The 24,569-nt window shown below is 68.8% G+C and carries 28 protein-coding genes; 7 read left to right on the forward strand and 21 right to left on the reverse strand.

Translation table 11 applies throughout. From position 1 onward, the window contains the following. The coding region (locus ACIA1L_RS32355) for a hypothetical protein (RefSeq protein ID WP_396076864.1) at positions 1 to 196 on the forward strand (196 nt) is incomplete at its 5' end. 520 nt (positions 197 to 716) lie between these two features. On the opposite strand, the gene ACIA1L_RS32360 is transcribed toward ACIA1L_RS32355, so the two are convergent. Both ACIA1L_RS32360 and ACIA1L_RS32365 read right to left on the reverse strand, forming a co-directional pair. Then, positions 717 to 1,406 (reverse strand): hypothetical protein, encoded by a 690-nt coding sequence (locus ACIA1L_RS32360; protein WP_396076865.1) that lies wholly within the window; start codon positions 1,404 to 1,406, stop codon positions 717 to 719. Continuing rightward, positions 1,406 to 1,822, reverse strand: coding sequence for a hypothetical protein (locus ACIA1L_RS32365; RefSeq protein ID WP_396076866.1), 417 nt, complete (start codon positions 1,820 to 1,822; stop codon positions 1,406 to 1,408). The genes ACIA1L_RS32360 and ACIA1L_RS32365 overlap by 1 nt, the downstream gene beginning before the upstream one ends. 897 nt (positions 1,823 to 2,719) lie before the next feature. On the opposite strand from ACIA1L_RS32365, the gene ACIA1L_RS32370 reads away from it, so the two are divergent. Then, a complete protein-coding gene (locus ACIA1L_RS32370) occupies positions 2,720 to 4,060 on the forward strand; it encodes a hypothetical protein (protein WP_396076867.1) in 1,341 nt (446 codons plus the stop codon). Positions 4,061 to 4,136: 76 nt separating this feature from the next. Here the strand turns inward: ACIA1L_RS32370 and ACIA1L_RS32375 are convergent, their stop codons facing one another. Then, positions 4,137 to 4,484, reverse strand: coding sequence for a phosphotransferase family protein (locus ACIA1L_RS32375; RefSeq protein ID WP_396076868.1), 348 nt, complete (start codon positions 4,482 to 4,484; stop codon positions 4,137 to 4,139). On the opposite strand from ACIA1L_RS32375, the gene ACIA1L_RS32380 reads away from it, so the two are divergent. Further along, positions 4,473 to 4,784 carry a Scr1 family TA system antitoxin-like transcriptional regulator gene (locus ACIA1L_RS32380; RefSeq protein ID WP_396076869.1) on the forward strand — a complete coding sequence of 104 codons (312 nt, stop codon included), beginning with the start codon at positions 4,473 to 4,475 and terminating at the stop codon, positions 4,782 to 4,784. The two genes, ACIA1L_RS32375 and ACIA1L_RS32380, sit on opposite strands and share 12 nt — an antisense overlap. Beyond that, positions 4,781 to 4,993: a DUF397 domain-containing protein gene (locus ACIA1L_RS32385; RefSeq protein WP_396076870.1), complete on the forward strand. Its 213-nt coding sequence runs from the start codon at positions 4,781 to 4,783 to the stop codon at positions 4,991 to 4,993. The genes ACIA1L_RS32380 and ACIA1L_RS32385 overlap by 4 nt, the downstream gene beginning before the upstream one ends. Positions 4,994 to 5,405: 412 nt before the next feature. Here ACIA1L_RS32385 and ACIA1L_RS32390 read toward each other — a convergent pair whose 3' ends face one another. From ACIA1L_RS32390 to ACIA1L_RS32400, 3 genes are all read right to left on the reverse strand, one after another. Beyond that, positions 5,406 to 5,717, reverse strand: coding sequence for a hypothetical protein (locus tag ACIA1L_RS32390; protein ID WP_396076871.1), 312 nt, complete (start codon positions 5,715 to 5,717; stop codon positions 5,406 to 5,408). A 155-nt stretch (positions 5,718 to 5,872) separates the two neighbouring features. Then, positions 5,873 to 6,076 (reverse strand): hypothetical protein, encoded by a 204-nt coding sequence (locus ACIA1L_RS32395; protein ID WP_396076872.1) that lies wholly within the window; start codon positions 6,074 to 6,076, stop codon positions 5,873 to 5,875. A gap of 132 nt (positions 6,077 to 6,208) precedes the next feature. Further along, positions 6,209 to 6,766 (reverse strand): CHC2 zinc finger domain-containing protein, encoded by a 558-nt coding sequence (locus tag ACIA1L_RS32400; protein ID WP_396076873.1) that lies wholly within the window; start codon positions 6,764 to 6,766, stop codon positions 6,209 to 6,211. Here ACIA1L_RS32400 and ACIA1L_RS32405 point away from each other — a divergent pair. Further along, positions 6,692 to 7,297 (forward strand): YdeI family protein, encoded by a 606-nt coding sequence (locus ACIA1L_RS32405; RefSeq protein ID WP_396076874.1) that lies wholly within the window; start codon positions 6,692 to 6,694, stop codon positions 7,295 to 7,297. The two genes, ACIA1L_RS32400 and ACIA1L_RS32405, sit on opposite strands and share 75 nt — an antisense overlap. A 3-nt stretch (positions 7,298 to 7,300) precedes the next feature. Here ACIA1L_RS32405 and ACIA1L_RS32410 read toward each other — a convergent pair whose 3' ends face one another. The 12 genes from ACIA1L_RS32410 to ACIA1L_RS32465 form a co-directional block, all read right to left on the reverse strand. After that, positions 7,301 to 8,575, reverse strand: coding sequence for an MFS transporter (locus tag ACIA1L_RS32410; RefSeq protein ID WP_396076875.1), 1,275 nt, complete (start codon positions 8,573 to 8,575; stop codon positions 7,301 to 7,303). Beyond that, positions 8,572 to 9,381: a formyltransferase family protein gene (locus ACIA1L_RS32415; RefSeq protein ID WP_396076876.1), complete on the reverse strand. Its 810-nt coding sequence runs from the start codon at positions 9,379 to 9,381 to the stop codon at positions 8,572 to 8,574. Before ACIA1L_RS32415 ends, ACIA1L_RS32410 begins: the two co-directional genes overlap by 4 nt. After that, positions 9,378 to 10,376 carry a hypothetical protein gene (locus ACIA1L_RS32420; RefSeq protein WP_396076877.1) on the reverse strand — a complete coding sequence of 333 codons (999 nt, stop codon included), beginning with the start codon at positions 10,374 to 10,376 and terminating at the stop codon, positions 9,378 to 9,380. Before ACIA1L_RS32420 ends, ACIA1L_RS32415 begins: the two co-directional genes overlap by 4 nt. Beyond that, positions 10,373 to 11,533, reverse strand: a complete 1,161-nt coding sequence (locus ACIA1L_RS32425) for a 2,3-diaminopropionate biosynthesis protein SbnB (RefSeq protein WP_396076878.1) — start codon at positions 11,531 to 11,533, stop codon at positions 10,373 to 10,375. The genes ACIA1L_RS32420 and ACIA1L_RS32425 overlap by 4 nt, the downstream gene beginning before the upstream one ends. Positions 11,534 to 11,633: 100 nt before the next feature. Further along, positions 11,634 to 12,209, reverse strand: a complete 576-nt coding sequence (locus ACIA1L_RS32430; RefSeq protein WP_396076879.1) for a GNAT family N-acetyltransferase — start codon at positions 12,207 to 12,209, stop codon at positions 11,634 to 11,636. Between the two features lie 111 nt (positions 12,210 to 12,320). Next, positions 12,321 to 14,276: a RiPP maturation radical SAM C-methyltransferase gene (locus ACIA1L_RS32435; RefSeq protein WP_396076880.1), complete on the reverse strand. Its 1,956-nt coding sequence runs from the start codon at positions 14,274 to 14,276 to the stop codon at positions 12,321 to 12,323. A 12-nt stretch (positions 14,277 to 14,288) separates the two neighbouring features. Continuing rightward, positions 14,289 to 14,579 (reverse strand): hypothetical protein, encoded by a 291-nt coding sequence (locus tag ACIA1L_RS32440; protein WP_396076881.1) that lies wholly within the window; start codon positions 14,577 to 14,579, stop codon positions 14,289 to 14,291. A gap of 101 nt (positions 14,580 to 14,680) precedes the next feature. After that, positions 14,681 to 17,542 carry an AfsR/SARP family transcriptional regulator gene (locus tag ACIA1L_RS32445; RefSeq protein WP_396076882.1) on the reverse strand — a complete coding sequence of 954 codons (2,862 nt, stop codon included), beginning with the start codon at positions 17,540 to 17,542 and terminating at the stop codon, positions 14,681 to 14,683. 93 nt (positions 17,543 to 17,635) lie between these two features. Then, positions 17,636 to 18,808, reverse strand: a complete 1,173-nt coding sequence (locus tag ACIA1L_RS32450) for an MAB_1171c family putative transporter (RefSeq protein WP_396076883.1) — start codon at positions 18,806 to 18,808, stop codon at positions 17,636 to 17,638. Continuing rightward, on the reverse strand, positions 18,801 to 19,256 hold the full coding sequence (locus ACIA1L_RS32455; RefSeq protein WP_396076884.1) for a hypothetical protein: 456 nt from the start codon (positions 19,254 to 19,256) through the stop codon (positions 18,801 to 18,803). Before ACIA1L_RS32455 ends, ACIA1L_RS32450 begins: the two co-directional genes overlap by 8 nt. Positions 19,257 to 19,294: 38 nt before the next feature. After that, entirely contained in the window at positions 19,295 to 19,693 is a 399-nt protein-coding gene (locus ACIA1L_RS32460; protein ID WP_396076885.1) for a hypothetical protein, read from the reverse strand. 12 nt (positions 19,694 to 19,705) lie between these two features. After that, positions 19,706 to 20,494, reverse strand: coding sequence for a PIG-L family deacetylase (locus ACIA1L_RS32465; RefSeq protein WP_396076886.1), 789 nt, complete (start codon positions 20,492 to 20,494; stop codon positions 19,706 to 19,708). 378 nt (positions 20,495 to 20,872) lie between these two features. Between ACIA1L_RS32465 and ACIA1L_RS32470 the strand changes: the two genes are divergently transcribed. Next, positions 20,873 to 21,214 carry an Lsr2 family protein gene (locus ACIA1L_RS32470; RefSeq protein ID WP_396076887.1) on the forward strand — a complete coding sequence of 114 codons (342 nt, stop codon included), beginning with the start codon at positions 20,873 to 20,875 and terminating at the stop codon, positions 21,212 to 21,214. A gap of 293 nt (positions 21,215 to 21,507) precedes the next feature. Here ACIA1L_RS32470 and ACIA1L_RS32475 read toward each other — a convergent pair whose 3' ends face one another. Beyond that, positions 21,508 to 21,633, reverse strand: a complete 126-nt coding sequence (locus tag ACIA1L_RS32475) for a hypothetical protein (protein ID WP_396076888.1) — start codon at positions 21,631 to 21,633, stop codon at positions 21,508 to 21,510. Positions 21,634 to 21,719: 86 nt separating this feature from the next. Continuing rightward, the gene (locus ACIA1L_RS32480) at positions 21,720 to 22,283 is read right to left on the reverse strand and encodes a hypothetical protein (protein WP_396076889.1); all 564 of its coding nucleotides are present in this window, start codon (positions 22,281 to 22,283) and stop codon (positions 21,720 to 21,722) included. Positions 22,284 to 22,329: 46 nt separating this feature from the next. On the opposite strand from ACIA1L_RS32480, the gene ACIA1L_RS32485 reads away from it, so the two are divergent. Further along, entirely contained in the window at positions 22,330 to 23,010 is a 681-nt protein-coding gene (locus tag ACIA1L_RS32485) for a response regulator transcription factor (protein ID WP_396076899.1), read from the forward strand. Between the two features lie 154 nt (positions 23,011 to 23,164). Here the strand turns inward: ACIA1L_RS32485 and ACIA1L_RS32490 are convergent, their stop codons facing one another. Continuing rightward, on the reverse strand, positions 23,165 to 24,538 hold the full coding sequence (locus tag ACIA1L_RS32490) for an ATP-binding protein (RefSeq protein ID WP_396076890.1): 1,374 nt from the start codon (positions 24,536 to 24,538) through the stop codon (positions 23,165 to 23,167). Positions 24,539 to 24,569 lie beyond the last annotated feature (31 nt).

Genomic DNA, 24,569 nt, shown 5'->3' on the forward strand with positions numbered 1-24,569 from the left:
TCCACGGCTTGCTCACACCCAGCCGAACGAGACCGATCTTCACATCGACGCGCTGATCAACATCGATTCAGCAGATCGTGTTAGCAGCTCTAAGGCGGAGCGCGGCGGGCATGATGCAACACGAGGAGCCAACCCGAGTCAGCGCGACGACCCTTACCCTAAACGACCGATTAGGGTAAGGCGTTTTGCAGCATAGCTGGTCAGGGCGACCGCTCCCCGTCTATCAGGGCCTCAGCGTGCCTCCGCCAGGCGGCCTCACGTGGAGCGACCAGCACAAACGCCTTACCCTAAACGTAGGTTTAGGGTAAGTGCGGTCCCGCACCACCGGCGAAGGCGCTCAAACCCCACGCCAAGCGCAGGTGGTACAGAACGCCTGTATCTATTCATCGGTGGGAATCACCAGGCCGGAGCGTGATGCGCCGCGAGCGCCTACGCGATACATCGCCGCTGCGCGTCGCTACGTCCGCGCCCTCTCCTCTGTACTGGCAGCAGGTGTGCCGATCGGTCCCGGCGCCCCTACTGCGGTGCGTGAATGGAGCCGGCAGGACATTGCCGCACTGCGCGAGTTGCATAGGCGTTGGGCGAGACGCTGAGCGCTCGACGGACGTGGGACGCAACACGGCCGCGGAGGTGGTGAGCTAGCCACACGCACCCTCAACGGCACGGTGACCCGATCTTGGCAGCCGGCGAGCCAGGCATGAACTGGCGGCGCACGCTCAGACAACCCTGGTGCTGTAAGCATGGAATCCAAGGGCGACGACGACCAACAAGGCGCCTAGGAAGAAGCCCCATAAGAAGCTGCCGGATCTAGGCCTGGGCCGGACTCGACTGGACGCCATGGCCAGGTTTTCGGTAGCACCCAAGACCGCTTGGGCTGAGCGCTCGAAGATCGGAGCACGATCGACAACCTCAGCTAGGGTCTGAATACCAGCGAGAACCTGCCGCATCTCGTCGTTGGCGTCCCTCAGTTGCTGCGGGTGACTAGCAAAAATGCTCGCGGCATTTGAGACACGGTCCCCCAGATCAGAAGTCAACACCTTAGATGCATCGTAGATCTGCTGCGCGGCGCCAGGGTTAATTGAGAGACTGGCCTCGTAGATCAGCTCTGCCGTACGATGGTTGATGGAGAGACTCGCCTCGTAAAGCATCTCTGCCGTACGATGGTTGATGTTATACGCGGCTTCACTGAGGGAAAGCGCAATGTGCGGCGATATAACTCCATCACGCAGGGCTGTCTTTAGTAGGTCGCCTAGCCTGGGAGCCTCCTTGGATATCTTGTCCAGAACGGACTTGGTCTTGGCGTCAACCATCTCGATGGTGCCGTGGTTGTCCCCATTAATAAAGGTGCCTGGGCCGGTGTTTTGCTGAAGCTGGAACGGTCGCCTAGGTTCGCCCGAGGTCGTCATCAGCTAGCCGTGATGGGCGGGTTGATGTTGCCGTGATTGTTTCCGCCGATGAACGTTCCAGACCCAGAGTTATGCTGCATTCCGATGAAGGTTGCGCGTGAGGCAACTGGTATCATTGCCGCGACCTCTCGCGCGAGTTCAGGGTCAGCCGTAAGGGCCTTCCGAATCTGAACTCGCAGGACGGCGTCACTTTCTTCTCCTCCCGCTGCCACGTCCTCAACAGCTTCTTCCAGCACTGGATTGTCGCGGCGAAGGAGGACGTTCAAGATTCGGTGGCCGACGCTCACGGATGCATCTGATGCCTTGTCGATGAGTCTGTCGCGCACCCTGTCAACGGTGCCCATGCCATAGGCGGCAGCGGTGGCCATGATGTAGGGCACGGCGGACGCCGCGGTGTGAGCAATGTCGAGATCCATTCGAACTGCATACCCGACGACTGCTTGGACAAGAAGGCGACAATCCGATACAAGAATCATCATCGACCGTGTGGGCGACCCCGGACGTGACCATCGAATCGCAGGGCATCCGCCAAACCGCCTACTGCGCCCACCTAAAGGGCTGATCATGTGTTCGTTGCCGCCTAGCAACGGCTGGTTGTCATCGCAGCGGACCACCTCAAGATCGTCATGTCCTGTCACCGATCTTCCCGGACGTCACGAGGCGATCAACGGCGAGGAACCTTTGCTTCCGTAGCGACGTCAGCAAGTTGTCTGGTGCGGTGCTGGTCTCTGATCAGCCCGCTCTTCGCATCTATCCTGTGGTGATTGAGAGACTTGACATGCGCTGTGCACGTCGGGCCAGGCCGGTCACGGTGAACCCGTCGCGGACCTTTCCCGCACGATTCACCAGCCCTGAACGTCGCGGTAGCGCACCAGCACCGGCTCGATGGCGCCGCGACGTACCCACTGCTGACCAGTTCGGACGGCATGGTCGAGCACCCACCAGGCGAGTTGGCATCCGATCCGCTGACCGGACGTAGGCGGGGTCTGTGACGGCGGTAGCCACGAAGATCGTTGGTTGGGCGCGTTCAGCTTCGGTCCAGAACCAGGCCGGGGATTCCTGGGAGAGACTGGTGCAGCCGATCACCCGGTCGTGGTCAGTGAGGGCCCACACGGGAATCCTGCCGCTCGCAGGCGACCTCAGCATGCCAGCGAAAGCCTCCACACCATTTGCCTAATTCGCACCTTTTATGCGATACGCTCTCCTCCCTCGAACCTCGCTAGGGAGAGGCGATTGTCGTGCACCAGATTCAACGAGAGGCCACAACTGCCTCGCACCGAAGGTCGCGGCCGGGCTGGCGATACCGTACGGCCGTGACAGCCGCTATTGGGTTGGCAGTCACAACGGGGACAATCGCCGCGGCGACCCCGGCTCAAGCTATCCCTGCAAATATCCACATCTCTGGCACCGACGGTCAGGGTGTCCGCATGAGGCCCGATCCCAACACTTCCCGAACAGCGGTTGGCAATATTCCGGAGGGGGCCAGTCCGGACTATGATTGTTTCACCTACGGCGAAATGATCGGAAACGTCAACGTATGGTTCTTGGTCAACTGGAATGGAACCCGAGGTTACTACGCCTCTTTCTATGACGATAGCCACTACAGTTCTGAGGCGGATCTAACCTCCCGCTACGGCATTCCGAAATGCGGGCAGCCCTCACAGGGCGGCCTGCCCGCAGGTAGCACGATCTACACCGTGATGAACACCAGTGAAGAGCCGCCCGACGGAGTTTGGTTTCGGAACAGCCCACATACCAACGACACCGATCGCGTCACCGGATTAGGCGTTTATCAAAACGAAAGGGTGCGGGCAATTTGCTGGGCCGATGGAGACGCCGTCGGTCGATACGGCAACAGGATCTGGTACAACGCTGAGAATCTGAGCCGCGCCACCGCCGGGGGCCGCACTAACGCTGGCTTCCTCAATACGCATTACGTCGATGACGGCATGAGCGCCGGCCACCCAGCTCCCGGGGTCCCGAAGTGTGGGGTCTCGTCGATCCCGTCGTCCCCTGAACCGAAGGCCATCGCCGGTTATTACTCGCCATATGGCCCAGGCGACAAATTGCTCCGCGACCGCACAGGAGTGCATAGCGTAAGCATGGGAAACTGGAACCGCTGGGATTCTTGTCCCCAGCTTTCCGATTGGCCATACTATGCACTCGACGGCCAGCTCGGCAGAAACGAATTCTACGATCGTGTAGGCGGATGGAGCTATGGCCGTCTCGGGCCGGCTTTCCTCATCCAGCACATGAAGAGCTACGACATGAACGAGCTTCGACTCTTGGACTACGTCATTTTGATCGACCCCGGAAACGCCGACGACCTCACACCGTGTGATGCGCGCAACGGATCCGGCGATCTGTATGCCTTCTGGTTGAAGTACAACACGAGAGCGCGACTGGTCGTCTTGTCTGGGAAAATCACGCAACAGAACAGTTCGCGCGGAATTCAGAGGAACTATTTCAATCAAATTCGCGCTCAGGCGACAGGCAATAACATCCGCAACCGGGTACTGGTCTGCAACTATTCGGCAGATCATCACCAAATGTACGACGCTGGCCAGTATTGGATCAAAAATAAGATCGGTTCGACATGCCCGACGCTCAATTACGGCGGGCGACGTTGGACCGGCCGAGGTTGGAACCCGTAGGGTCCACCTAGCCCCGCTTCCTGAGGCCGAAGGATGCCGCTGTCGCGCTGCAATGGCGGCATCCTTGCGTCTCCCTCTAGTCCATCACCATTCTCTTGCGGCGATGTGCTGACCATGGAGCGGTCCATGCCGCAAGGTCTTGCACCCAGGTCGCGGTGTTCTGCTGCGCCTTGGTGGACCACTTCGCCGCGTTCGCGGTTGCGAAGTGGTCAAGGACCTCGGAATTGGTCGCGGTCCAAGTCGGGAAGCGGGCTAACCAGTTCTCGGCCTGCTTAGGTGTGTGGCCGCTGCCGATAAGCCACGGGACGAGCATAGCCAGCTCAACCCACGGCGCTGCCTTCATAGCGAACGCCCAGTCAACGACCCGCAGCCCGTCTGGAGTGACGATCAGGTTGGCGGGATTCAGATCGGCATGGATGAGCATGAAAGCCTGGTGGAGGTGTCCAAGCGGCCCAACGTCAACCTCCAAGTCTTGCCGTTCCGAGCGGAGACCTACACCACCGCGTCGTTCCCCTTCATCGTCCTACGCTTTGGCACCGACTCCTCCTCTGACGTGATCTACTCCGAGGACTACCGCGATGCCGTCTACCTGGACAGACCAGACGACGTTAAGGCGTACTCTAGGTTGTGGGACGACCTGCGGGCGGCTGCTCTCGGACCTGAAGAATCCCGCAGGCTCATCGTCGAGCTAGCCAACGAGTTCGAGGGAAGTGGCTCGCAGTGAACACCCCAGACCTGACTCACCTCAAATGGAAGAAGAGCGTGCGGTCGGATAACAACGGCGGGGCGTGCGTCGAGGTGGCTGGCCTCCCCGACTGCGGAGCCGCGGTTCGCGACTCCAAGGACCAGGGCGGCGGACCCATTCTCGCCTTCGCGCCCAGTGAGTGGTCCGCTTTCATTGTCGGAACCAAGAACGGCGAGTTCGCCCTCTAACGATCCCCAACAGCAATAGCGCCCCGGCTTGGCATCGTTGCCAGCCGGGGCGCTATGTTCTTCGAGGAGGGCTACACCGCGATGCCGTTGAGGGTACTGGCGATGCAGCCGCCCCTCGGCGAGCAGGGTCGAGACGCGGGGCTGTGAGACGCCACGGTTAGCGGCGATGTGCTTCTCGCGCCAGTCGAGGCCGTAGCGCAGCAAGAGTGCTTGACGCTGGGCGAGGGTCAGTGGGGCGTTTTCCCAGCCTGTGCGGATGTCGGCGAGGTGGGCGGACAGGGTGCCGGCGTGGACAGGGTCGGCGTTGGTGCTTGGCATATCGGAATTTGGTGTGTTCGGTGTGTCCAAGCCATATGCGTACTGCGGGTCCCACACGGTAGGGAGCAGCGGCTCGATCAGCGGGCGGTTGTAGTCACTCATGCAGCTCCCAGGAGGTCGAAGGGCACGTGCCTGTTCTTGCGGCGTGCTTCGGTGCGGGTGGGTCGGCCGGGCAGTGCCGCAGCCACACGAAGGTGTAACCCGGGTTGCCGCTGGTGAGGTAGCTGCGGACGCGGGCGGCGTGAGTGGTGAGCAGGATCAGCGCGTCTTGGTGGAGGTCGTCGGTTTCAGCGATGTGGCGGTACTCGGCGGCGACGCTGTGTGCGGCCTTGCGGGCGATGTCGGTGATGCCAGTCTCGTCAAGGACGGTCCAGTCAGCAGCTTCGGTCTCGGGATTCGTCCTCACGAGGGGTTGTCGGTCAGCAGGTCGCGTAGCGCTGAAGCGCCGCCGGCCCGGTAGGTGTCGGTGACGTCGCCGTGGCGCAGGCGTACAGGCCGGGCCTGACGTAGCGCTCGAGTGACCCGGTTAGTTAGGTCTGCGCCGGCATCGTCGGGGTCGGCTCAGACGTGGACGCGGTTGAAGCCGGCAAGCATCCGGCGGTGGTGGTTGCGCCAGGAGTTGACACCGGGAAGCCCGACCGCGGGAAGCCCGATCTGGTCGAGGATGATGCCGTCGAGTTCGCCTTCACACAGGTGGATCTCGTCGTCGGCCTGGTGGATCGCGGCGACGTTGAACATCCGTACTGGCTCGTCTGCGACTGCCATGTATTTGCCGTGTCCGTGTCGCGGTGCTCGTGCGTCTGCATGCAGCGAAACCGCATCGCGAGCGGCCGGCGCTCCCGGTCGAGTTGCGGGATGGCGAGGAATCCCGTGAACCTGGTGTGGCCGGGAGCGGGGTCAGAGACGACGCCAAGCCAGAACGTTCGCGCTGTTTCCTGGCTGATTCCGCGGGCGAGTAGATACTGGGCGGCGCCGCCGTAACGGCTGCCTGATAGCGGCTGGTGGTCTCTTCCAGCGTCGCCCGTTGCGAGGCCGAGAGAGGCCGCAAAGCTCGGGCGCGGACAGAGGGACGCCCCTCCTTCCCATGATCAGTTGGTAGGCGTCGCCGCCTTTGCCACACGAGTGGCAGTGCCACACCTCGCGCTGCAGCTGTAGCGACAGCGAAGGGGTGCGGTCCTCGTGCCGGCGACCCGAGCTGCGTGACCAAGTCGTGCAGGCATTTACGGACGCGGTACGCGGCGAGGCCGAATGGAACTTCCGTACGCTTGCCTGCACGCGATACGAGCCAATAGTTCCGCCAGAGCAACCCGACACAACACGAGCGGGGATGGCAGCGTGGCCGTCACGGAGCGGCCGCGGCGCGTCGGTTAGCCTGCCGTCATGGCAAGTGCCGAGCTGGATGAGTTGATCGTCGCAGACGCCGCAGCGTTGCGCGCATGGCTGTCGATCCACCACGAGACCTCCCCCGGCGTCTGGCTCGCCCTGACCAAGAAGGGCGGCACCGTCACCACCGTCACCTGGCAGCAGGCAGTCGACGAGGCGCTGTGTTTCGGCTGGATCGACGGCCAGGCCCGGAAACGGGACCAAGAGTCCTCGTGGATCCGGTTCACCCCTCGTCGATCCCGCAGCTCGTGGTCACAACGCAACACCGCCCACGTGGCCCGCCTCGAAGAACAGGGGCTGATGCAGCCAGCAGGCCGCGCCGCGGTCGACGCCGCGAAGGCGGACGGCCGGTGGGCGGCGGCCTACGCACCGCCCTCGGAAGCCGAGGCACCAGCCGATTTCCTCGCTGCCATCGCCGCCGTGCCGGCAGCACAAGCCATGTTCGACGTGCTCACCAGCGCCAACCGGTTCGCGCTGATCTATCGAATCAACGCGGTCAAGCGGGCGGAGACGCGCGAGCGGAAGATCGGTGAGTTCGTCGCCATGTTGGCCCGCCACGAAACGCTTCACCCGCAGAAGGCCCGGCCGCTGAGTCCGCCGTGACGGTCAACCGGGGATGGTGGTCTGGGCGCGGACTCGGCGCAGCGGGGAGCAGGCGAGCAGCACAGCAGTAGCCAGCAGGGCGACGCCGGCCAGGAGCATGGTTGCCCGCAGTCCGACCCCATGACCGGACAGGCCGCCGAGCAGGGCACCGAGCGGCAGCGCCGCTCCGGTCAGGACGTGCGTTGCGGCATCGGTGGGGGCAAGCAGCGGATTGGGTACGAGCGCACGACGCAGCCCCGCCACCGCGGCGGCGAACGCGGTGCCGCCGTACGCGAAGATCGGGTAGGCGAGCGCAGCCCAGGCGGGACCGTCGGAGAGGCCGAGCAGCAGGGCACCGACGCCGGCGACTCCGGTGCTGATCACCAGGGCCGGGCCGGGTCCGGGTCGCCGGGCGAGAACGGGGCCGGAGACCGCGCCGAGCAGCCCGCCCATGCCGCCGATGCCGAGCAGGATGCCGATCATCGCGGCGCTCAGGTGCAGCGTACGGACCAGGTAGAGCAGCATGATCGCGACCAGGGCAGCGGTGAGCAGGTGCGACAGTGCCGAGGCGAGCGCGACCCAGCGGAGCAGCGGTGCTCGGCGGAGCACGCGAAGTCCTTCGCGCAGTCGTTGCCACACCGCCGGTGCGGGTGCGGTTGTGGGTCCGGGCTCGCGGATTCTGAGCAGCAGCAGGGCAGCGAAGAGGTGGCAGGCGGCGTCGGCGAGGAGGGTGATCGGGGCGGTGACTGTTTGGATCAGGGCGCCGCTGACTGACGGGCCGGCCAGACCGGTGCCGGCTCGGCTGACCTCGAGCCGGCTGTCTGCTTCGTAGAGGCGTCGGGGGCCGGTCAGGGCGGGGAGCAGCGATTGCGCCGCCCGATCAGCGAACAGGCTCAGGGCTCCGGTGACGAAAGCGACCGCGTACAGCTGCGTGAGGGTGAGTCGGTCCAGGGCGACCGCCGCCGGGATGGTGAGCAGGACGGCCGCGCGGGTGAGTGCGGTGTGGACCAGCACGGGACGGCGAGGCAGGTGGATCAGCCACGAGCTGGCGACCGGTCCGAGGAGCAGGCCTGGCAGCAGACCGGCGGCAGCGAGGATCCCGACCTGCACCGCGGTGGCGTCCAACACTAGGACGGCTACGAGTGGGAGGGCCAGCTGTCCGACCTGGCTACCGGCCATCGACGCCGTACGGCTGGTCCAGAACGTCAGGAAGTGCCGGTCGTGTCGCAGCAGCCGCGACGACCACAGCCCCGGCGCCGGGGCGACGCCGGTGGCGGTGTGCGCCTCGGCCGCGGTCATCGCGACGGTTCCCGCACAGCAGTGTCGTGCACCGCGCGGCGCCGGGAGTTGTTTCCCATTCGGCGCAGGAAGTACCGCAGATCATGGGCCGGGCCGCGGTCGCTGGTCCGGTAGGTGCGCCCGGCCGTGGGTGGGGCGTACGACGGCAGTTCACCCCCGCGCTCGAGGATGTCCAGCCAGCCTGCGAGGCGGTGGATGGCGAGGAGGTCGGAGCGGCAGTACAACTGTTCGGGCAGTTCGTCGCCGTGCACTTGCGGGCGGACCACCTCGATCAGTTCGCCGGTGCCGATACCCGGGTCGACCCGGTGCAGGGTGGCACCGACTCGGTCGAGCCGTCCGTCGTACACGGCGAAGAAGACGCCGTGGTCACCGCGGTAGTAGGGCAGCAGGCCACCGTGCACGTTGATCACGAGTGGGCCGGCGGCGGCGAGCGTGGGGGGTGCGAGCGGCGAACAGCCGATGATCACCACGACGTCGACGAACTCCGTCCGCAGGGCGTTCACCACCGCGTCTTCGTTGACCGAGCGCACTCGTAGTCGGTGGGGACCGGGATCCGCCCACAGTTCGGGGCTGTGCGTGAAGTATTGCCGGCGGTATCCGTCCTTGCCGGTAAGGATGCGCCGGCAACGGTGGTAGTGGTGGTACGCCCAGTCGCGGTAGCGGCCCCGGCGGCGCAGTCCGGCAGTCTGGACGCCTTCCGGTTCGACGACGACCAGGGCAAGGTCGAAGCGACTGGCAAGCAGCGATTCGAGGTACCGGTGATGGTGGTCGTCGGCGCGCAACAGCGCGAGGCGCAACGGGGTCACAGCGCACCCCCCGGCACCGCCACCGTCCGGGTCGACCAGCCGGACAGGCGTTCCACCGCGGAGCGTGCACCCCGGGAGGCGCTCACCCGGTCGTCCGCAACGGTGACCACCGCCCCGTCAGCCCCGGGCCGCACCGATACCAGGCCCGGCAGGTCGATCCAGGCGGCGTCGGCTCGGGCGGGAGCGCCGCGCAGGTCTGCGCGGCGCAGGCTGGCGTGCCGTCGCGCTTGGCGGCCGATTCGGTGGTGGGTGGGCGGCAGCGCTGCCGAGACGGCCGAGCGTACGGCGCCGAGGATCACGTCGTGGCCGGTCGCGAGCTCGATGACCGAGGCGATGCAGCCGTCGATCCGGCCGGGCGCGATGCTCGCCACGGACACCCGGCGGCCGTCGGCGTGCAGGACCAGTTCGGCCGGCCCGCGGGTGAGTCCGGTCGCGGCGAGGGCGGCCCGGGCCCGGGATCGCAGCCGGCGGGCGGTGCCGCCGCGGGCCGTACCGGGGCAGTCGTAGTCGCGGCCGGTTCCGTCGGCCGTGACGTCCTCGACGATGCCGATGATGTCGCCGTCCTGCGCTTGGACGATGTAGCGTGCCGACTCGTCGGGTCCCGGTGCGGCCACGGTCCGCCGACCGGCGACGAAGCCGGCGGACCGGGCCATTGCACCCGGATCGGGGGTCCGGGCGCCCAGGAGCGCCGCCACCCGGGCCGTCGTCTCCGACAGGCCGGGGCCGTCGCCGATGAGCAGGGCCGGGGCGATCGACCGGCCGCCCGCGGGGGCGAACGCGGTGGCGATGCTGGCCGGGTCCAGGCCGGAGGCGGGTCGCAGCGACCAGCCGTCGGCAGCCAGCCGGGCCAGACAGCGCTCGTCCGTGCTGACCGCGAGGGTCCGCAGGCCCAGGGCCCGACCGGCCCGTACGGTTCGGCGGGCACAGGAACTCGCATCACCGGTGGTCGTCCATTCGCCGGCGATGAGCCCTAGCCAGCCGATCGGCGCGCTCATGCCGGCACCGCCGGAGTGACCCGGTCAACGATGGCAGCGCCGGCAGGGTGGTCGACCGGCGAGCCCTCGACGCGAGGCGGGCCGGCCCGGTCGGGACGCGGCTCGCCGGCTCCGGCAAAAGGGTCGGCCCGTCCAGGCAGGACAGCGGGGCGAGCGGGCAGGAAGTCGTCGATCCGGACGCCCAGCCCGGCCTGTTCGGCGCGGTCCCGGGCGTACCGGGCCACGGCCAGATCGAGGACGCCCAGGCCGGCCGGCGAGAAGATCGTCGTCCGGCGCGGGTCCCGCACGCCGGTCGTGCCGGCCAACAGCAGGTCGCCGAGGTTGGCGGTCAGGAACGACCGGTTGCCGGAGAGCCGCTCGGCCAGCGCCAGCGAACCGTCGGCCCGGCAAGCATGCTCGGCGTCGTCGACCACGTTCACCGCGGCGAGCACACTCTCCGGGGTCACGTCCCGCAGCGAGGTGTGCAGGACCAGAGTGCCCGGTCGCAGCCGGCGGGTGTCCAGCCAAGGCGCCGCAGCGCGGGTGGACAGCACCACGAGACTCGCGGCGGCGAGCGCCCGGGCCCGGTCCGGCTCGAAGCGGACCCGCAGCGTCGGCAGTTCCCGAGCGACCCGCGCCGCGAACGCCCCTGCTCGCTCGCGCCGCAGATCGTGCACAGTGACCTCAAGGAGATCCGGATGCACCACGTGCAGATACCGCAGTGTCTCGAACCCGACGGCGCCGCACCCGACCAGCGTCACTCCGGCCGCGTCCTCCCCCGTTCCCAGCGCCGACGCGGCGAGGGCGGCACCGGCCGCTGTCCGCCGGGCCGTGATGAGCGACCCTTCGAGCAGGGCTTCCGGACGCCCGGTCACTGCCGAGTTCAGGATGATGGTGGCCGCGGACAGGGCCGGACCACCTTCGCCGTCGTCCGCGGCGGACGCCTGCCACGCGACACCCGCCGCGGGCTTGGTGCCGCCGAGGAAGGCGGGCCGGGCCACCAGCTCGCGGAACTCCTCGGGCGGGTTGAGGACGGCCGGCCGCGGCACGGCGGTCGCCCCCTGCGAGTGCAGCACGTACGCCCGGCGGACGGCGTCGAGGACGCTGACCTCGCGGGCGTCGAGCACGGATCTCAGGTCGTGATGGGTCAGTACGAGCACGGTGTCCCCCGTTGCCATTACTGGCACGCCCTGCGGCGTGAACTACGGGATTCATCCTGCGCTCAGGCGATGGAACGGCCACTGGAACGCCGACTGGAACGGTGGCTGGAAGTGCAGGTCAGTCCACGTCCCCGGCCCGCAGATCGGAGCGCAGGAGGCCGTACATGAGCATGTCGCGCCATTCACCCTCGCGGAACCGGGCGCCGCGCAGCACGCCTTCGCGGCGGAAGCCGATCCGTTCCAAGGCTCGCTGTTCGGCGATGTTGTCGGCGTCGGTCTGCGCCTCGAGCCGGAAGGCGAGGGTGCAGTCGAGCAGGTGCCGCACCAACTCCCGCTGGGCGGCCGTGCCCAGGCCTCGGCCCCGGTATTCCGGCAGCAGGGCCAGGCCGATCTCGTAGCAGCCCCCGGGCGGTCCGCCGCGGTCCTTCGCATCCCAGCTGGCGATGCCCAGGACGGTGTTCGGGCCGCGCTCCGGGTCGTCGCCGACCACCGCGAGTGCGGAGGAGTCGGCGCTGACGTACCCGTCCTTCTCCCAGCGACGGCGCCGGGCGCGCGGGTCGCGGAAACCGGCCCAGACGTAGCGTCCGGTGACGCTCGGGTCCGAACTGAGTCGTTCCAGGAACGACAGGTCCTGTTCGGAGAAGGGCCGCAGTATCACGTGGTCGTCCATTACCACCTCGAGAGAATCGGTCACGGGTCACAGCATCATCGGCCATCGCACCGGCGCGGGGGAACCGCAGGAGCGGTGAGAAGCGTCGTCGTCCGTCCGGTCAGGACCACCGGGCCGGGTGACGAGGTGGGTGCCTCATCGGGTCGCTCCGGCCGGAAGGGCCAGTGCCAACGCGGAAGAGCCGTCGAGGAACATCAGCCCACGCTCGGCGAATCCGGCGAATGCCTCCTGCACGGCTTCGACCGGCAGCCGCCCGCCCAGGCGCTCGGAGACAGCATTGGCCCCGATCGGGCGGTCTGTGCAAGCAAGATAGATCTCGGCGAGGTCGCCTTCGAACGTGTACGTCCCCTCGGTGCCCGGATGCCGACCGTCGTAGATCTGCAGGAAACCGGGCGCCGAGTAGTACGTGAGGACGGGTGGGTCCGGGCGGGCCCAGGCCGCTTGCCAGTCTTCGATGGCCTTGCGCAGTCCGGCGTACGCGTCGTCGGGCAGCGGGTCGGCGAGCTCGTACTCGAAGAAGTAGGCGATCTTGTCCAGGTCGAAGCTTGCCGGATAGACGTAGCGGTAGCCGCGCTCGGGCCGGCGGGTGAGGACGCCGGAGTCCGCTTCGGTGTAGAGCGGGCTGAATCGCTCCAGCCAGACCCGCCCGGCCCCGACCGGTGGCTGGAGGTGGACCAGGTGCGGCACGACCGCGGCCTGCTCCCGATAGTCGTCGGCGGATTCGCCGGGGAAGCCCCACAGGACGTTCCAGGAGATCGTGATGCCGTAGTGCTGTCCCCAGCGCAGCACGTTGATGTTCTGCCCGGCGCGGACGCCCTTGCGCATCAGGGCCAGCACGCGGGTGCTGAGCGACTCGATGCCCGGCTGGAGGTGGGTCACGCCGCCCGCACGGAGCTGCCGGAGCTGTTCCCGGCTCAGGTTTGCCTTGACCTCGTAGAAGATGTCGTAGGTGGTGCCGGTGGCGGCCAGCTCGGGAAACAGTCCGGTCAGGTACGAGGTGTCCACGATGTTGTCCACCGCCTCGAAACGGAAACTGCGGTAGCGGCGCGCCTGGGCGGCGAGCTCGGCGGATACCCGGGGTGCCGACTTGGCGCGGAAGGCCATGGTGGAGCCGTTGAGTCCGCAGAAAGTGCAGTGGTGTTTGGCTCCCCACCAGCAGCCGCGCGCGGACTCGAAGGGAATGCGGATAGTGCGGAGTCCGGTGACCGGTTGCAGACCCAACGCTTCGGCGCGGGCGAAGTATTCGTCGTAGTCCGGCAGCGGTGAGTCGTCGAGTCGGGTGTACGGAGCCTGTGCCGCAGCCGCGGACACGCCTGCCTCGACACGGCAGGCGACGCCGGGCACCGCGCCGGGATCTGCGCCGGTGGACAGGGCGGCGAGCAGTTCGGGCAGGGCCACATCGCCCTCGCCGATCACCGCGTAGTCGATGCAGCCGGCCCGCCGTACGTGTTCCAGGCCCATCTCGTCCTCGAAGTTGGCGCCGCCGAACACCGTGACCAGGTCAGGGAATCGGTCCTTCAGCCGGCGGGCCAACGCGAAGGAGGCCGCGTTCTGCTGGAAGGTGCAGGAGAAGCCGACGACGCCGGTCTCGGCCCAGGCAAAGTCGCTCAGCAGCGCGTCCAGGTAGGCCGGGACGTCGCGCTCACGGATCCGGAGCAGCAGTTCGCGGCTGTCGTGCGCGGAGTAACCGGGCAGGGTCAGCTCGGCGGGGAAGTCGTCGAGCAGGGCGCCGTCCGGGTCGGGGGCCGCAGCGCCGAAAGCCGCGACGGAGAAGAGCCAGTCGCCGATCATCAACCCGCGGTCTTCACACAGCAGTCGGTACGTTTCGGCGCCGATCCGGGCCGCGAAGTCGAGATTGGCGTGCAGCGTGCGGACGGCGTACCCGTGTTCGGCGGTGAGGGCCTTGAGCAGGCCCAGCTGGATGGAGGGCCGGTCGGCCAGCAGGAACGGCATGGCGACCAGGACGACCGGCCATGCGGCACGCTGCGCCGCGCTCGGACCGGTTGAGGGCGTCGGTCCGAGCGGGCGCAGCGGGATCGGTCGGCGGCTCGCGGGTGTCTTCCCGGGATCCGCCGCGCTAACCTGACTCACCGATGATCGCGGTCAGTTCCGCTGGTCACAGATGATCGCGGTGAGGTCGGTCCGGGTCGGTGTCACGGCGCCGGCGGTGAACGACACCCGGAACTGTTCGCTGAAGGTCGCTGCCGGAGCGTCAGCGGCGACGCGCGGTGCCTGGCAGGTGATGACCCTGGTCTCGGTCACGACGGCGGGCTGCTCCGCGGTGGCCGCGGACGCTGCTGCCGGGGTGCCCAGCAGGGCACCGACGGCGAGTCCTCCGATGATGACACCCGACCCCCCGCGGATCGATTTCGGTGCACCAGTCTTGTCGGACATCTTTTTCCTTTCGCTGGTCGCCTCGTCGAGGTCCCGGACGACGGCACCCGGCCCGAACCCCCCGAGGCCTCAGCTTAGCCGCCAATTATCACCGTCGATGTTTAATATCCGGCAGATCCGGGAAGGAGATCCATTTTGGAGCGAACCGTGGCGGCCTCGGGATGGCCCAGCCCGTCGAAGATCCGCATTGCCCGCAGCCAGGCATCCCGGGCGGCGGGCTGGTCACCGGCAGCCCGGTGCGTGTCGCCGAGGCGCAGCAGCGTCATCGCCACCTGATAGCGGTCGCCCAGGTCGTGCCAGAGCGCGAGCGCCTGGTCGTAGCAGGCGATCGCCTCGTCGTGGTGGCCGAGATGATGGTGGGCGTAGCCCAGGCTGTCCCAGGTGTCGGCCCGGCCCGGCCAGTCCCCCGAGCCCTGGTGGACGACCAGGGACTGATGGCAGTACTCCAACGCCTGCTCGTGGTAGCCGAGCTGGCTGTGATACCAGCCGACCCAGTTCAGCGCGTCGGCCTCGCCCGCGGGGTCGCCGGCGAGCCGGAACAGCTCGAGCGCCTTGCGGGCCTGGTCCAGCGCCTGCTGAAAGTGGCACTGTCGTTCCAGCACCCGGCCGAAGTTCAGGTGGATCCGCGCCTGCCCGGGCAGATCGCCCAGCTCGGCGAAGACCCGCAGGGCCTGCCGGGCATGGGCACCGGCCTCGTCCAACCGGCCGAGCTGCAGGTAGGCGAGGTTGAGCAACCGGTGCGCCTGCCCTTGCCCGCCGAGATCGGCGAGCCGCCGGGCCGCCCGCAGCGCCGCCTCCATCGTGGCCGCCCAGTCGTGCCAGTGGCCCTGGTAGTTGAGGAAGGCGGTCATCGTCCAGGCGAGGCCGTACACGCGCTCGTCGTGGCCGGTGCCGCTGGCCAAGGTGATCAGGGCGAGCAGGTTCGGGTGTTCGGCGCCGAACCAGGTCAGCGCCCGGTCCGGGCTGGTGAACTGGGCCAGGGTCACCGCCTCCGCGCTCGACCCCACCTCCAGCGGCACCCGGTAGGGATAGAGCAAGCGGTCGGCGGCGTGCGCCGTGTGCAGGTAGTGGTCGAACATGCGGGTCAGGGCCAGCTCCCGCTCGGCAGTGGCTCCCGGCGAGCGGGCCTGCTCGGCGGCGTACGCGCGGAGCAGGTCGTGGAAGCCGAACCGTCCGGGCGTGCCCTCATCCAGCAAGTGCGCGGCGCACAACGCGGCCAGCAGCCGGCGCGCCTCGGGCACCGAAACGCCGGCGAGACTGGCCGCGGCGGTGACCGAGATATCCGGGCCAGGGTGCAGACCCAACAGCCGAAACAACCGCGCGACTGGCGGCGCAAGCAGGTGGTACGACCAGGAGAGCACGGCCCGCGCGTCGGTGGCTTCGTCCTCGCCGACGAAAGCATCCAGCCCACCTCGGGCCGAGGCGAGATCACCGGCGAGCGCGGCCAGCGAGAACCGCGGATGAGCCGCGGCGCGGGCGGCCACAATGGCGAGTGCCAACGGCAGCCGGGCGGACACGGCGATGATGTCGTCCACCGCCCCGGGCTCCGCCTCCACCCGGGACGGGCCGATCCGCCCGCGCAGCATCTGCCGTCCCTCGTCGGCGGTCAACAGGTCCACCGGCACCGCGACCGCGCCGGCAGCGACCAGGCCGGACAGCCGATTTCGGCTGGTCACCAGCACGAGGCAGCCCGCCGAGCCCGGCAGGAGCGGCATCACCTGATCGACGTCGCGGGCGTTGTCGAGCAGCACCATCATCCGCCGCCCCGCGAGCAGACTGCGGTAGAGCGCGGCTTGCTGTTCCAGAGTGGCGGGGACCCGGCGGGCGGGCACGCCCAGCGCGTCCAGGAAGCCGCGCAGCGCGTCGCCGGGCTCGACCGCCGACAGGTTGGGGTCGAAACCCCGCAGATCCACGTAAAGCTGACCGTGCGGGAACCCACCGCTGATGCGGTGCGCCCAATGCACGGCCAGGGAGGTCTTACCGACTCCGGCCGTGCCGGTCACCACGGCGATGACCAGACCGTCGCCGCCTTCGCTGACCACCAGGTCGTCGAGGCGGTCCAGCTCAGCGTCGCGGCCGACAAAATGCGGGATAGCGTACGGAAGCTGCGCCGGAACCGGCAGTCCGGGGCCGGCGTCTGTCCCGGCAGCCTCGCCGACCGGCCGCAGCAGCGCAGTCGCCCCGCTCAGGCTGGGATCATTCGTCAGAATGCGCTGGTAGAGCTCCTGCAGATCGGCGGACGGGTCGACGCCGAGTTCCTCCTTCAGGTAGCGGGCCACCGCGTGAAACGCCGCCAGCGCCTCGCCCTGCCGCCCGCTGCGGTACAGCGCGGTCATCAGGGAACCGCGCAACCGCTCCCGCATGGGATGCTCGGCGACCAGGCGTTGCAGCTCGGCGACGAGATCCTGATCGTTGCCCATTGCCAAATCGATCTCAATGCGCTCCTCGAGCACGCTGATCCGGCGTTCGGCGAGTCGCTCCCGCTCGGCGTCGAGCAGCGGGCTGGTCAGCCCGTCGAAGGCCGGGCCGCGCCACAGCTGCAGCGCGGCGTGGACGGCCTGCGCCGCCTCCGGCAGCTCCCCGGCGGACCGGGCGGACCGGGCGCGACCGATCTCCCGGTCGAAAACCTCGAGATCCAGGCAGCCGGGCGGCAGGGACAGCCGGTAGCCGATGTCGGTCCAGGCCAGCAACCGCGACGGCGCACCCGCCGAGCGGACCGGCTCGAACGCGCGCCGCAGCCCCGAGATGTACTTGTGCACGAGGTTCACGGCGTACGCCGGGGCGGCCGCACCCCAGACCGCCTCGATCAACTGCTCACGGCGCAGGGGGCGGTTGGCGTGCAGCGCCAGCACGGCGAGCACCACTCGCTGCTGCACCGGACCCAGGGTCAGGCAGGTGTCCCCCTGCCAGGCTTGCAGGGGGCCGAGCACCTCGACGCGGAGCGCCGGTCCCGGGGTGTCCAATGCAGCCTCCCGTTGCAGAGACAGAGCCGCCCACAGTCTACGAGCGCACGGTCACCCATTCATCGATGGCCGCAAATTCTGCCAGAAGCGCAGCTATCGGGTCGGCGGGCCGACCGACAGTCCCGAGTGGTGGTCGGCGAAGTCCCGCACGGTTCGCGAGGTGATCTCCCGGTGCAGCCGAACGAGCTGGCTCACCTCCCGGCGCATCGTGGCGGTGGTGGCGCGGACGTCCGGCAGCAGGTCGTGGCCCGGCTCCTGAGCAGTCCGCGGCAATCCCGCAAGCGCGGACCGGCGGGTCACCTCGAGCCAGCAGGCGATAGCGACGAGCCGCCGCCCGGCCGCGGCATCTGCCAGGAGATCGGGTGTTGCCCAGCCGTCGTGCAGCAGGGTGATGCTGTCGCGGATCTCCACGACTCGCTGGTGCAGCAGCTCCCAGGAGTTGCCCGGAGCCAGCAGGTCAGCCGTCCGCGACGCAGGCTCGTGCAGGACCAGCTCGGGGGTAGCGGCCCGCAGCAAGGTCCACAGTCCCGCGAGGCGCTGGCGGCGCGCCCGGTAGACGAGGGCGCGTACGGCCGGCTCGAGGGCCGCGACCGAACAGGCCAGGGCGATCACCACGAAGCGGGTGAAGGAACACCAGAAGCCAGCCAGCACCAGCCCGGCGGGCGCGTCCGGGACGAACCACCGGATGGCCCGGATCACCAGGTACGGCAGTTCGGCGCCAACCCCAACGGTCAGGGCGACCATGCTGTACCGCACCAAGGGGCTGCGCACCGACCGGGCGGTACGCCAGAAGATGAGCGCAGCGGCGAGAGCGGTCGTGACGCCGTACGCGATCCAGGCGACGGCATAGCCGATCCACCAACCGCGCGCCTGCGCGCCGAAGCGGTCGGCCTCCGGGGTGATCAGAAAGAACAGGACGGCGAGCACGGCCATCGTCGCGGCGGCCAGCAGGGGCGCCCAACGGGCCGGACCGGGCTGGGTGTCCCGGCGCAGGTGCAGCGCAAACCACCACACGGCGGCGAAGTCGGTGAGTGCGACCAGGGCGACGACCAGGTCGCTCAGCTGCGGCACCCCGGTCGTCGCGTCGATCCACTCGGCGATGCCGGCCTGGATCGCCACCGAGCCGAGCGCGAGACAGAGCAACACGATCCAGGCCGGCCGCTGTCCGGGCCGACGCACGGCCGGCAGGCGCAGGATCACCACGATCCACACCACGACAAGGATCAGGCCACGCAGGCTCTCCACCCAGGCGGGGACATCACGCACGGGAGGCCCCCAGCAGCTCGCTGGCGCGTCGCTCGGCCGCGCCTACCGTGCGCGGCGGCCGCTGCCCCGCAGCTCGGAGCACCATCGCCGCGAAGGTCTCGGCGACCTCCTCCTCAATGCTGTCGCACACCCGGGCCCGGCTCGCACTGCCTTGGTCGGGGCGGCGCGGCACGCCGTGCCCGGCCAGGATGTGACAGAGCTCGTGCAGAATGATGTGGTCGCGGTAATAACCGGTGGCCCCGGCACGGTGGATGATGCGGTCGCTGACGCCGTCGTCGTACCACAGGCCGGAGGGTAGGCCGCGCAGGTTGACCGCGTGCACCGTCAATGGCCGCCCACGCAGCCGCGCAGTGTCCCGGCAGAGCGCCTCGATGTCCCATGGCTCGGGCAGGTCCGGTAACCGGGCGACGAGCCTGCCCGCAATGGCACGCGTGTATTTGGCCGTCACGACCGTCTCCGTTCTCCGCCCCACCGGGCAGCGCCGGCTCACCGCCGGTCGATGGTCTTGACCATCTCGATGGCCTTCTCGATGGCGGCCAGCTCCTCGGGCCGCAACGACGAAAAGCGCATCGCCAAGGTCTCCACGGACGGCGGGCCGGCCGCGCCGGCGGTCGGCTCCGGTGCCGGCATCAGCGCTGTCGGGGGTACGCCGAGGAAACGGGCCAGCACCGCTCGAGTCCGGTCGGTGATGTTGACCGCGCCGCCGCTCAGGATGTTGTGCATGTGCCCGTGCGAGATGGTGTCGCCGTCGGTGCTGTCCCGGATGTGCCGGGCCAGGACCCGTACGGACGGGACGCGGCCCCGGCCGTACCGCACCTCGAGGAGGCGGAGGACGGTGCCGGCGAGCCAGACACCGGACGTGTCGCCGGTCGGCGTGCTGCTCATGGGGTCACCTCGTCAGGTCGTTGCCGCCCGCCCGGCCCCGGCAGTGCGGAGGCCGTCGAACAGATCCCGGTCGGGTAGCGGCGCGCCACTGCGGTCCCAGGTGCGGATATAGGTCTCCGAGCCGAGGATCGCCGGCATGGGGCCGCGGTACAGCTTTTCGATCCACGTGCCACCGACCTGGCTTGCGTGGGCGAGGACGGCGACCTGCTTGCGCTCCCACACCTGCGCGACGTCGACACTCGTGGTGATGCGGTCGTCCACTCGCCGGTTCTCTGCCGTGGCCACGGGCTTCGCAAAGGCGTCGCCGAGGCCAGCCTGCTCGGCAGCCGCATGGATCCCGGCCCAGTACGCGGCGCCGAGCGCCACCGAGTAGACCTTGGCCGGAATGCCGGTGCGCTCGGCCGCCCGGTGGGTCGCCACGGCGGCGTGCACGTGGTCGGGGTGGTAGTGGACCTCGGGATCGTAGGTCACCACGACCTGCGGCCGGTGCTGCTGCATGAGAGCGGCGAGCCGGTCGGCGACCTCATCGACGGGCACGTCGCGGAACGCATCGGCACGCGGCTCGCCCGCCATGCCGGAATCCTGATAGCCGAGGAGTTCGAGGTGGTGCACGCCGAGGTGTGCGCAGGCGGCACGCAGCTCCGCGAGCCGGGCCGCGGCAGGCTCCCCACCGGTGCAGGTGACCAACACGACCCGTACGCCCTGGCGGGCATAGTGCGCGAGGATTCCACCGGTGTTTGTCGACTCGGGACCGGGGTGGGCGTGCACCACCATCAGCACCAGCGCCTGTGCCTTCGCCATCGTCGCGAGGATCCCTTCGTAGCGGGCGGCTCGGGTTCGAGTCAGTCTACGGTCCCATCGATTTGTTTCTTCGCGCGCCATCGCGACAATCCACTGCAGACGGAACAACACTGCAGGTGGTGGCGGGGAGAATTCCCGTCCACTATGGCGTCCGATCCACTTGACACTGTTGGGTGACCCTCCTTAGGCTCGGTCGGGTCATCGAAGAATGTGCCGTTCGGCGCCATTACGAAATGACGATCACGCCATATTCCTGTGACATTTCGCAAGCGGCACACCACGTCAGACCGGCGGGCGTTCCGCCGCCCTGGGCGCCACGGCGAGAATCGGGGGCGTCGCGCTCAGGACACCGCACTGTCCCCGCTCCAGGAGATCTTCATGGCCACACAAGTCATCACCGTGCTGACCGACGACCTCGACGGCGGGACCGCCGACCGGACGGTCGAATTCGGCCTCGACGGCGTGACCTACACCATCGATCTGTCCGAGGACAACGCCGGGCGGCTGCGCACCGCGCTGGGTCCGTTCCTCACCGCCGCCACCCGTACCGGCCGAGACAAGCTGGGCCCACCACGCCGCCGCGGTCCCGCACGACCCCGCCGGTCCGATCGCGGCGAAAACCATGCGATCAGGACGTGGGCCGGCGAGAACGGTTACGCCGTCGCCGGGCGCGGCCGCATGCCACTCTCCGTCGTCGAGGCGTTCTACCGGGCACACTGACCGCCCGCTGGAACCCGTGCGATGTGATCGGCTCCGGGTTCAACCCGGCCCGCGGTCAGGTGCCGGCGCGCACTTTCGGTCAGGTGCCGGCGCGCACTTTCGGTCAGGTGCCGGCGCGCACTTTCGGTCAGGTGCCGGCGCGCACTTTGGCCGGGTCTTTCCACACCTTCGCCGCGCACGGGCCCGCCCCGTGTTGGGCAGGCCGAGGCAAGGACGATCGCAAGCCCGGCCGCGGCGTCAGCGGACGGCAACTGTCAGCCGCAGAGGCGCCGCGGGCCGGGTGCGAGGCCGGCTCAGTGCCGGTGGCGGTGATGCCAGAAATGCATGTGCCCGGAGCCGCGGTGTGACGGCGGCGTGAGCACGATCATCGTGATCAGCATGCTGACGATCAGCAGCGTGCCGAGCAGAAAATCGATCACTGTGGGGACCCCCTCCCCGCTGGTGCGACCAGCTCGTCACTGAGCGTCGCGCGTCCGGGGGTGGCCCGTCAACCCGTACGGGGAGCTCAGCCCTCGTACTCCTCGATGATTTGTGCGCTGGGGCCGAAATCCCAGTACGCCGTGATGACAGAGGCGTGCGAGGTCCCGGAGAGGCGGATGACCAGCACCGTGTCACTGCTGCGGGTCGAACTGGCGACGTACCCGGGGCGCAGCTCGGTGTCGATCAGGTCGATGCGCGACTCCGAGTAGGCCACGATGGCGTCGCCGCCGTCCGCGCTCACCCGGTATCGGGGGCGCCGGTCGGGAGGTGTCGGCGTCGGGGTCGGTGATTTGCTCGCCTGGGACGGCGGGGGCGTCGTCGGCGGCTTGGTCGTGGGCGGTTCGGTCGTCGGCGTGCGGGTGGGCCGGGCCGAGGAGCGGCTGGGTTGTGGCTTCGGCGGGGCCGGGGTGACGGTCGGATCGGCCGGACCGAACCTGACCTCCGTGTACCGTCTGTTGACATCGATGGCTACCGGCGCCTCGGCGGTGATGGCCGGGGCAATTCCGACGCGGACCCCGAACCAGGACACCGTGATGGCCGCGGCCGCCGCAGTCAACCAGGCGACAACGAATCTCCAGCTCCGGCCCATGATTACATTCTGCCTCAGCGATAGATAGATTGTGACCATGGCCCAGGTGCTGGTGATCGAGGACGACCGCGACATCCGAGAGGCCATCGACCGGTTACTCTCGGTGACTGGTCATGTCGTTCGGCTGTGTGCCGCCGCCCTGGACGGGCTGCGCGAGCTGGCGAGCTGGCGGCCCGACGTGGTCGTTCTGGACCTCAATCTGCCCGATCTCGACGGTGCGACCGTATTGCGCCGGATCCGCGCCACGTCCGCGGTGCCGGTCGTCGTGGCGACCGCCCGGGGCGCGGAAAGCGAGATGATCAGCCTGCTGCGTGCCGGTGCCGACGACTACGTGGTCAAGCCGTACTCCGCCGAGCAGCTCGAAGCCCGGATCGCGGCGGTGCTGCGCCGGGGCGTCACGCCGCCCGAGGCAAGCACGCTCGTGCAGGGCGGCCTGGAACTCGACCCTGAGGCGCGGACGGCGTCGTTGGACGGGGCGCCGCTGCAACTGTCACGGCTCGAGTTCGACCTGCTCGCGTACCTGATGCAGCGGGCCGGCAAGGTGGTCACCCGGCGGCAGCTGCTCGACGAGGTCTGGTGTTCGGAAAGCCGGTCGCTGGAGACGGTCGACGTGCACGTGACCTGGCTGCGCCGCAAGCTCGGCGAGCGGGCCGCGGAACCTCGTTACCTGCACACCGTCCGCGGCGTCGGCATCCGCCTGTCCGCACCGGGCGAACCGGCAAACTAGCGGCGGCCGGCCAGCCAGCAGCAGGCCGAGGCAGCCAGCAGCAGGCCGAGGCAGCCAGCAGCAGGCCGAGGCAGCCAGCAGCAGGCCGGAGCAGCCAGCAGCAGGCCGGAGCAGCCAGCAGCAGGCCGGAGCAGCCAGCAGCAGGCCGGAGCAGCTAGCGGCGGGCGTGGGCGCCGCTGCCGCCGGTGGGTCCGCCGAAGAAGCGGTGCCAGAAGCGGCGGCGAGGCGGAGTGGGCGGCTTTTCCTCGGCGGAGAGGCCGAGGGTGAGGACGACGCGGGCGCCACCGAGGTTGCTGCGGCCGATCGTGAGCTTGCCGCCGGTCTCCTCGGCGAGACGCTGGGCGATGTCCATGCCGAGCCCGGTCGAGTCGGCGTCGCTGGCGCCGCGGGACAGGGCCGCCTCCGGGTCGCGGAAACCGGGTCCGCCGTCATCCACGGTCACCGACGCCTGGTCCGGGCCGCGCTCGACCGTCACCCGGCACGCGGCGGCGTCCGGGGTGTGGTGGAAAACGTTGCCCAGGAGAACGTCCAGCGCCTCTGCGACCACCGAGAAGGCGGCGGGGACCGTGATCCCGGCCGGCGGCGCGTCAGCCTGCCACGGGCGGCCCTGATCCTCGGCCAAGGCGCCCCAGAACTGGGTCCGGTCGGCCACGACCGCCCCCAGGTCGCAGCGCAGTCGGGGCCGGGCCGCCAGGGGCCGGGCCGCCTCCACGATCACCGCGTTGATCTCGTTCTCCAGCCGGTCCACCATCCGGACGTGCCGGTCCCGGTCGGGTCCCGCGGGCAGTGTCTCGGTGTTCAACCGCAACGCCGTCAGCGGTACGCGCAACCGGTGCGACAGGTTGGCGGCCAGCGCCCGCTCGGTAGCCAGCAGCTCCACGAACCGCTCGGCGAGGACGTTGAGCGCGCCACCCACCTCCTCGATCTCGCGGGGGCCGCTGGGCTGGACCCGGGCGTGCAGGCTGCCGCCGCCGAGACTCGCGGCGGTCCGGGCCAGGTCCCGACTCGCTCGGACCACCCGGGCAGCCAGTCGGTCGGCGAGCAGCGTGGAGACGACGACCAGCACGATGGCCTCGCCGAGGAGCACCAGCCAGGCAAAAGCGACGCCGGAGCGCAACGATTCGGTGGGGACGTACACCTCGAGCACGGCGATGGCGCCCTCGGGGAGGGCGACCGGACGCAGGTAGACCCGGCCGCCGTCGATCTCGGTGGTGCCGGCGACCTGCTGTTCGCGGATGCGGGCGACAACGGTGGCATCCACCCGGGAGGGGCCGACCGTGCCCAGCGCGGGCAGGTGGGCCGCGAGTCGCCCGTCTTTGCCCGCCTGCGTGCTTTCGATCGAGGTGAGCACCAGCTCCCGGTCCTTGGCGACCACGACGACGGCGGACAGGCCGAGCGCCTGACGCTCCGCCTCGCGCATCGCGCGGTCCTGCGCGGCGGTCAGCACCAGCATCGCCAGCGGAATGACGAAGGCCAGGGCCACCAGGGTCGTCACCGCGAGGGCGACGCCTACGTAACTGCGTCTCATGCCAGGGACACCGCCGGTCGAGTGATCAAGA

The sequence above is a fragment of the Actinoplanes sp. NPDC051859 genome (assembly GCF_044452725.1).
Classification (GTDB): domain Bacteria; phylum Actinomycetota; class Actinomycetes; order Mycobacteriales; family Micromonosporaceae; genus Actinoplanes.

Coding starts and splice junctions, on each gene's coding strand:
- ACIA1L_RS32360 (WP_396076865.1), bottom strand. CDS start 1,406: ATGACGACCTCGGGCGAACCTAGGCGACCGTTCCAGCTTCAGCAAAAC.
- ACIA1L_RS32365 (WP_396076866.1), bottom strand. CDS start 1,822: ATGGATCTCGACATTGCTCACACCGCGGCGTCCGCCGTGCCCTACATC.
- ACIA1L_RS32380 (WP_396076869.1), top strand. CDS start 4,473: ATGGATGAGCATGAAAGCCTGGTGGAGGTGTCCAAGCGGCCCAACGTC.
- ACIA1L_RS32375 (WP_396076868.1), bottom strand. CDS start 4,484: ATGCTCATCCATGCCGATCTGAATCCCGCCAACCTGATCGTCACTCCA.
- ACIA1L_RS32395 (WP_396076872.1), bottom strand. CDS start 6,076: ATGGCAGTCGCAGACGAGCCAGTACGGATGTTCAACGTCGCCGCGATC.
- ACIA1L_RS32405 (WP_396076874.1), top strand. CDS start 6,692: ATGGCAAGTGCCGAGCTGGATGAGTTGATCGTCGCAGACGCCGCAGCG.
- ACIA1L_RS32410 (WP_396076875.1), bottom strand. CDS start 8,575: ATGACCGCGGCCGAGGCGCACACCGCCACCGGCGTCGCCCCGGCGCCG.
- ACIA1L_RS32420 (WP_396076877.1), bottom strand. CDS start 10,376: ATGAGCGCGCCGATCGGCTGGCTAGGGCTCATCGCCGGCGAATGGACG.
- ACIA1L_RS32425 (WP_396076878.1), bottom strand. CDS start 11,533: ATGGCAACGGGGGACACCGTGCTCGTACTGACCCATCACGACCTGAGA.
- ACIA1L_RS32440 (WP_396076881.1), bottom strand. CDS start 14,579: ATGTCCGACAAGACTGGTGCACCGAAATCGATCCGCGGGGGGTCGGGT.
- ACIA1L_RS32460 (WP_396076885.1), bottom strand. CDS start 19,693: ATGAGCAGCACGCCGACCGGCGACACGTCCGGTGTCTGGCTCGCCGGC.
- ACIA1L_RS32465 (WP_396076886.1), bottom strand. CDS start 20,494: ATGGCGAAGGCACAGGCGCTGGTGCTGATGGTGGTGCACGCCCACCCC.
- ACIA1L_RS32470 (WP_396076887.1), top strand. CDS start 20,873: ATGGCCACACAAGTCATCACCGTGCTGACCGACGACCTCGACGGCGGG.
- ACIA1L_RS32480 (WP_396076889.1), bottom strand. CDS start 22,283: ATGGGCCGGAGCTGGAGATTCGTTGTCGCCTGGTTGACTGCGGCGGCC.
- ACIA1L_RS32490 (WP_396076890.1), bottom strand. CDS start 24,538: ATGAGACGCAGTTACGTAGGCGTCGCCCTCGCGGTGACGACCCTGGTG.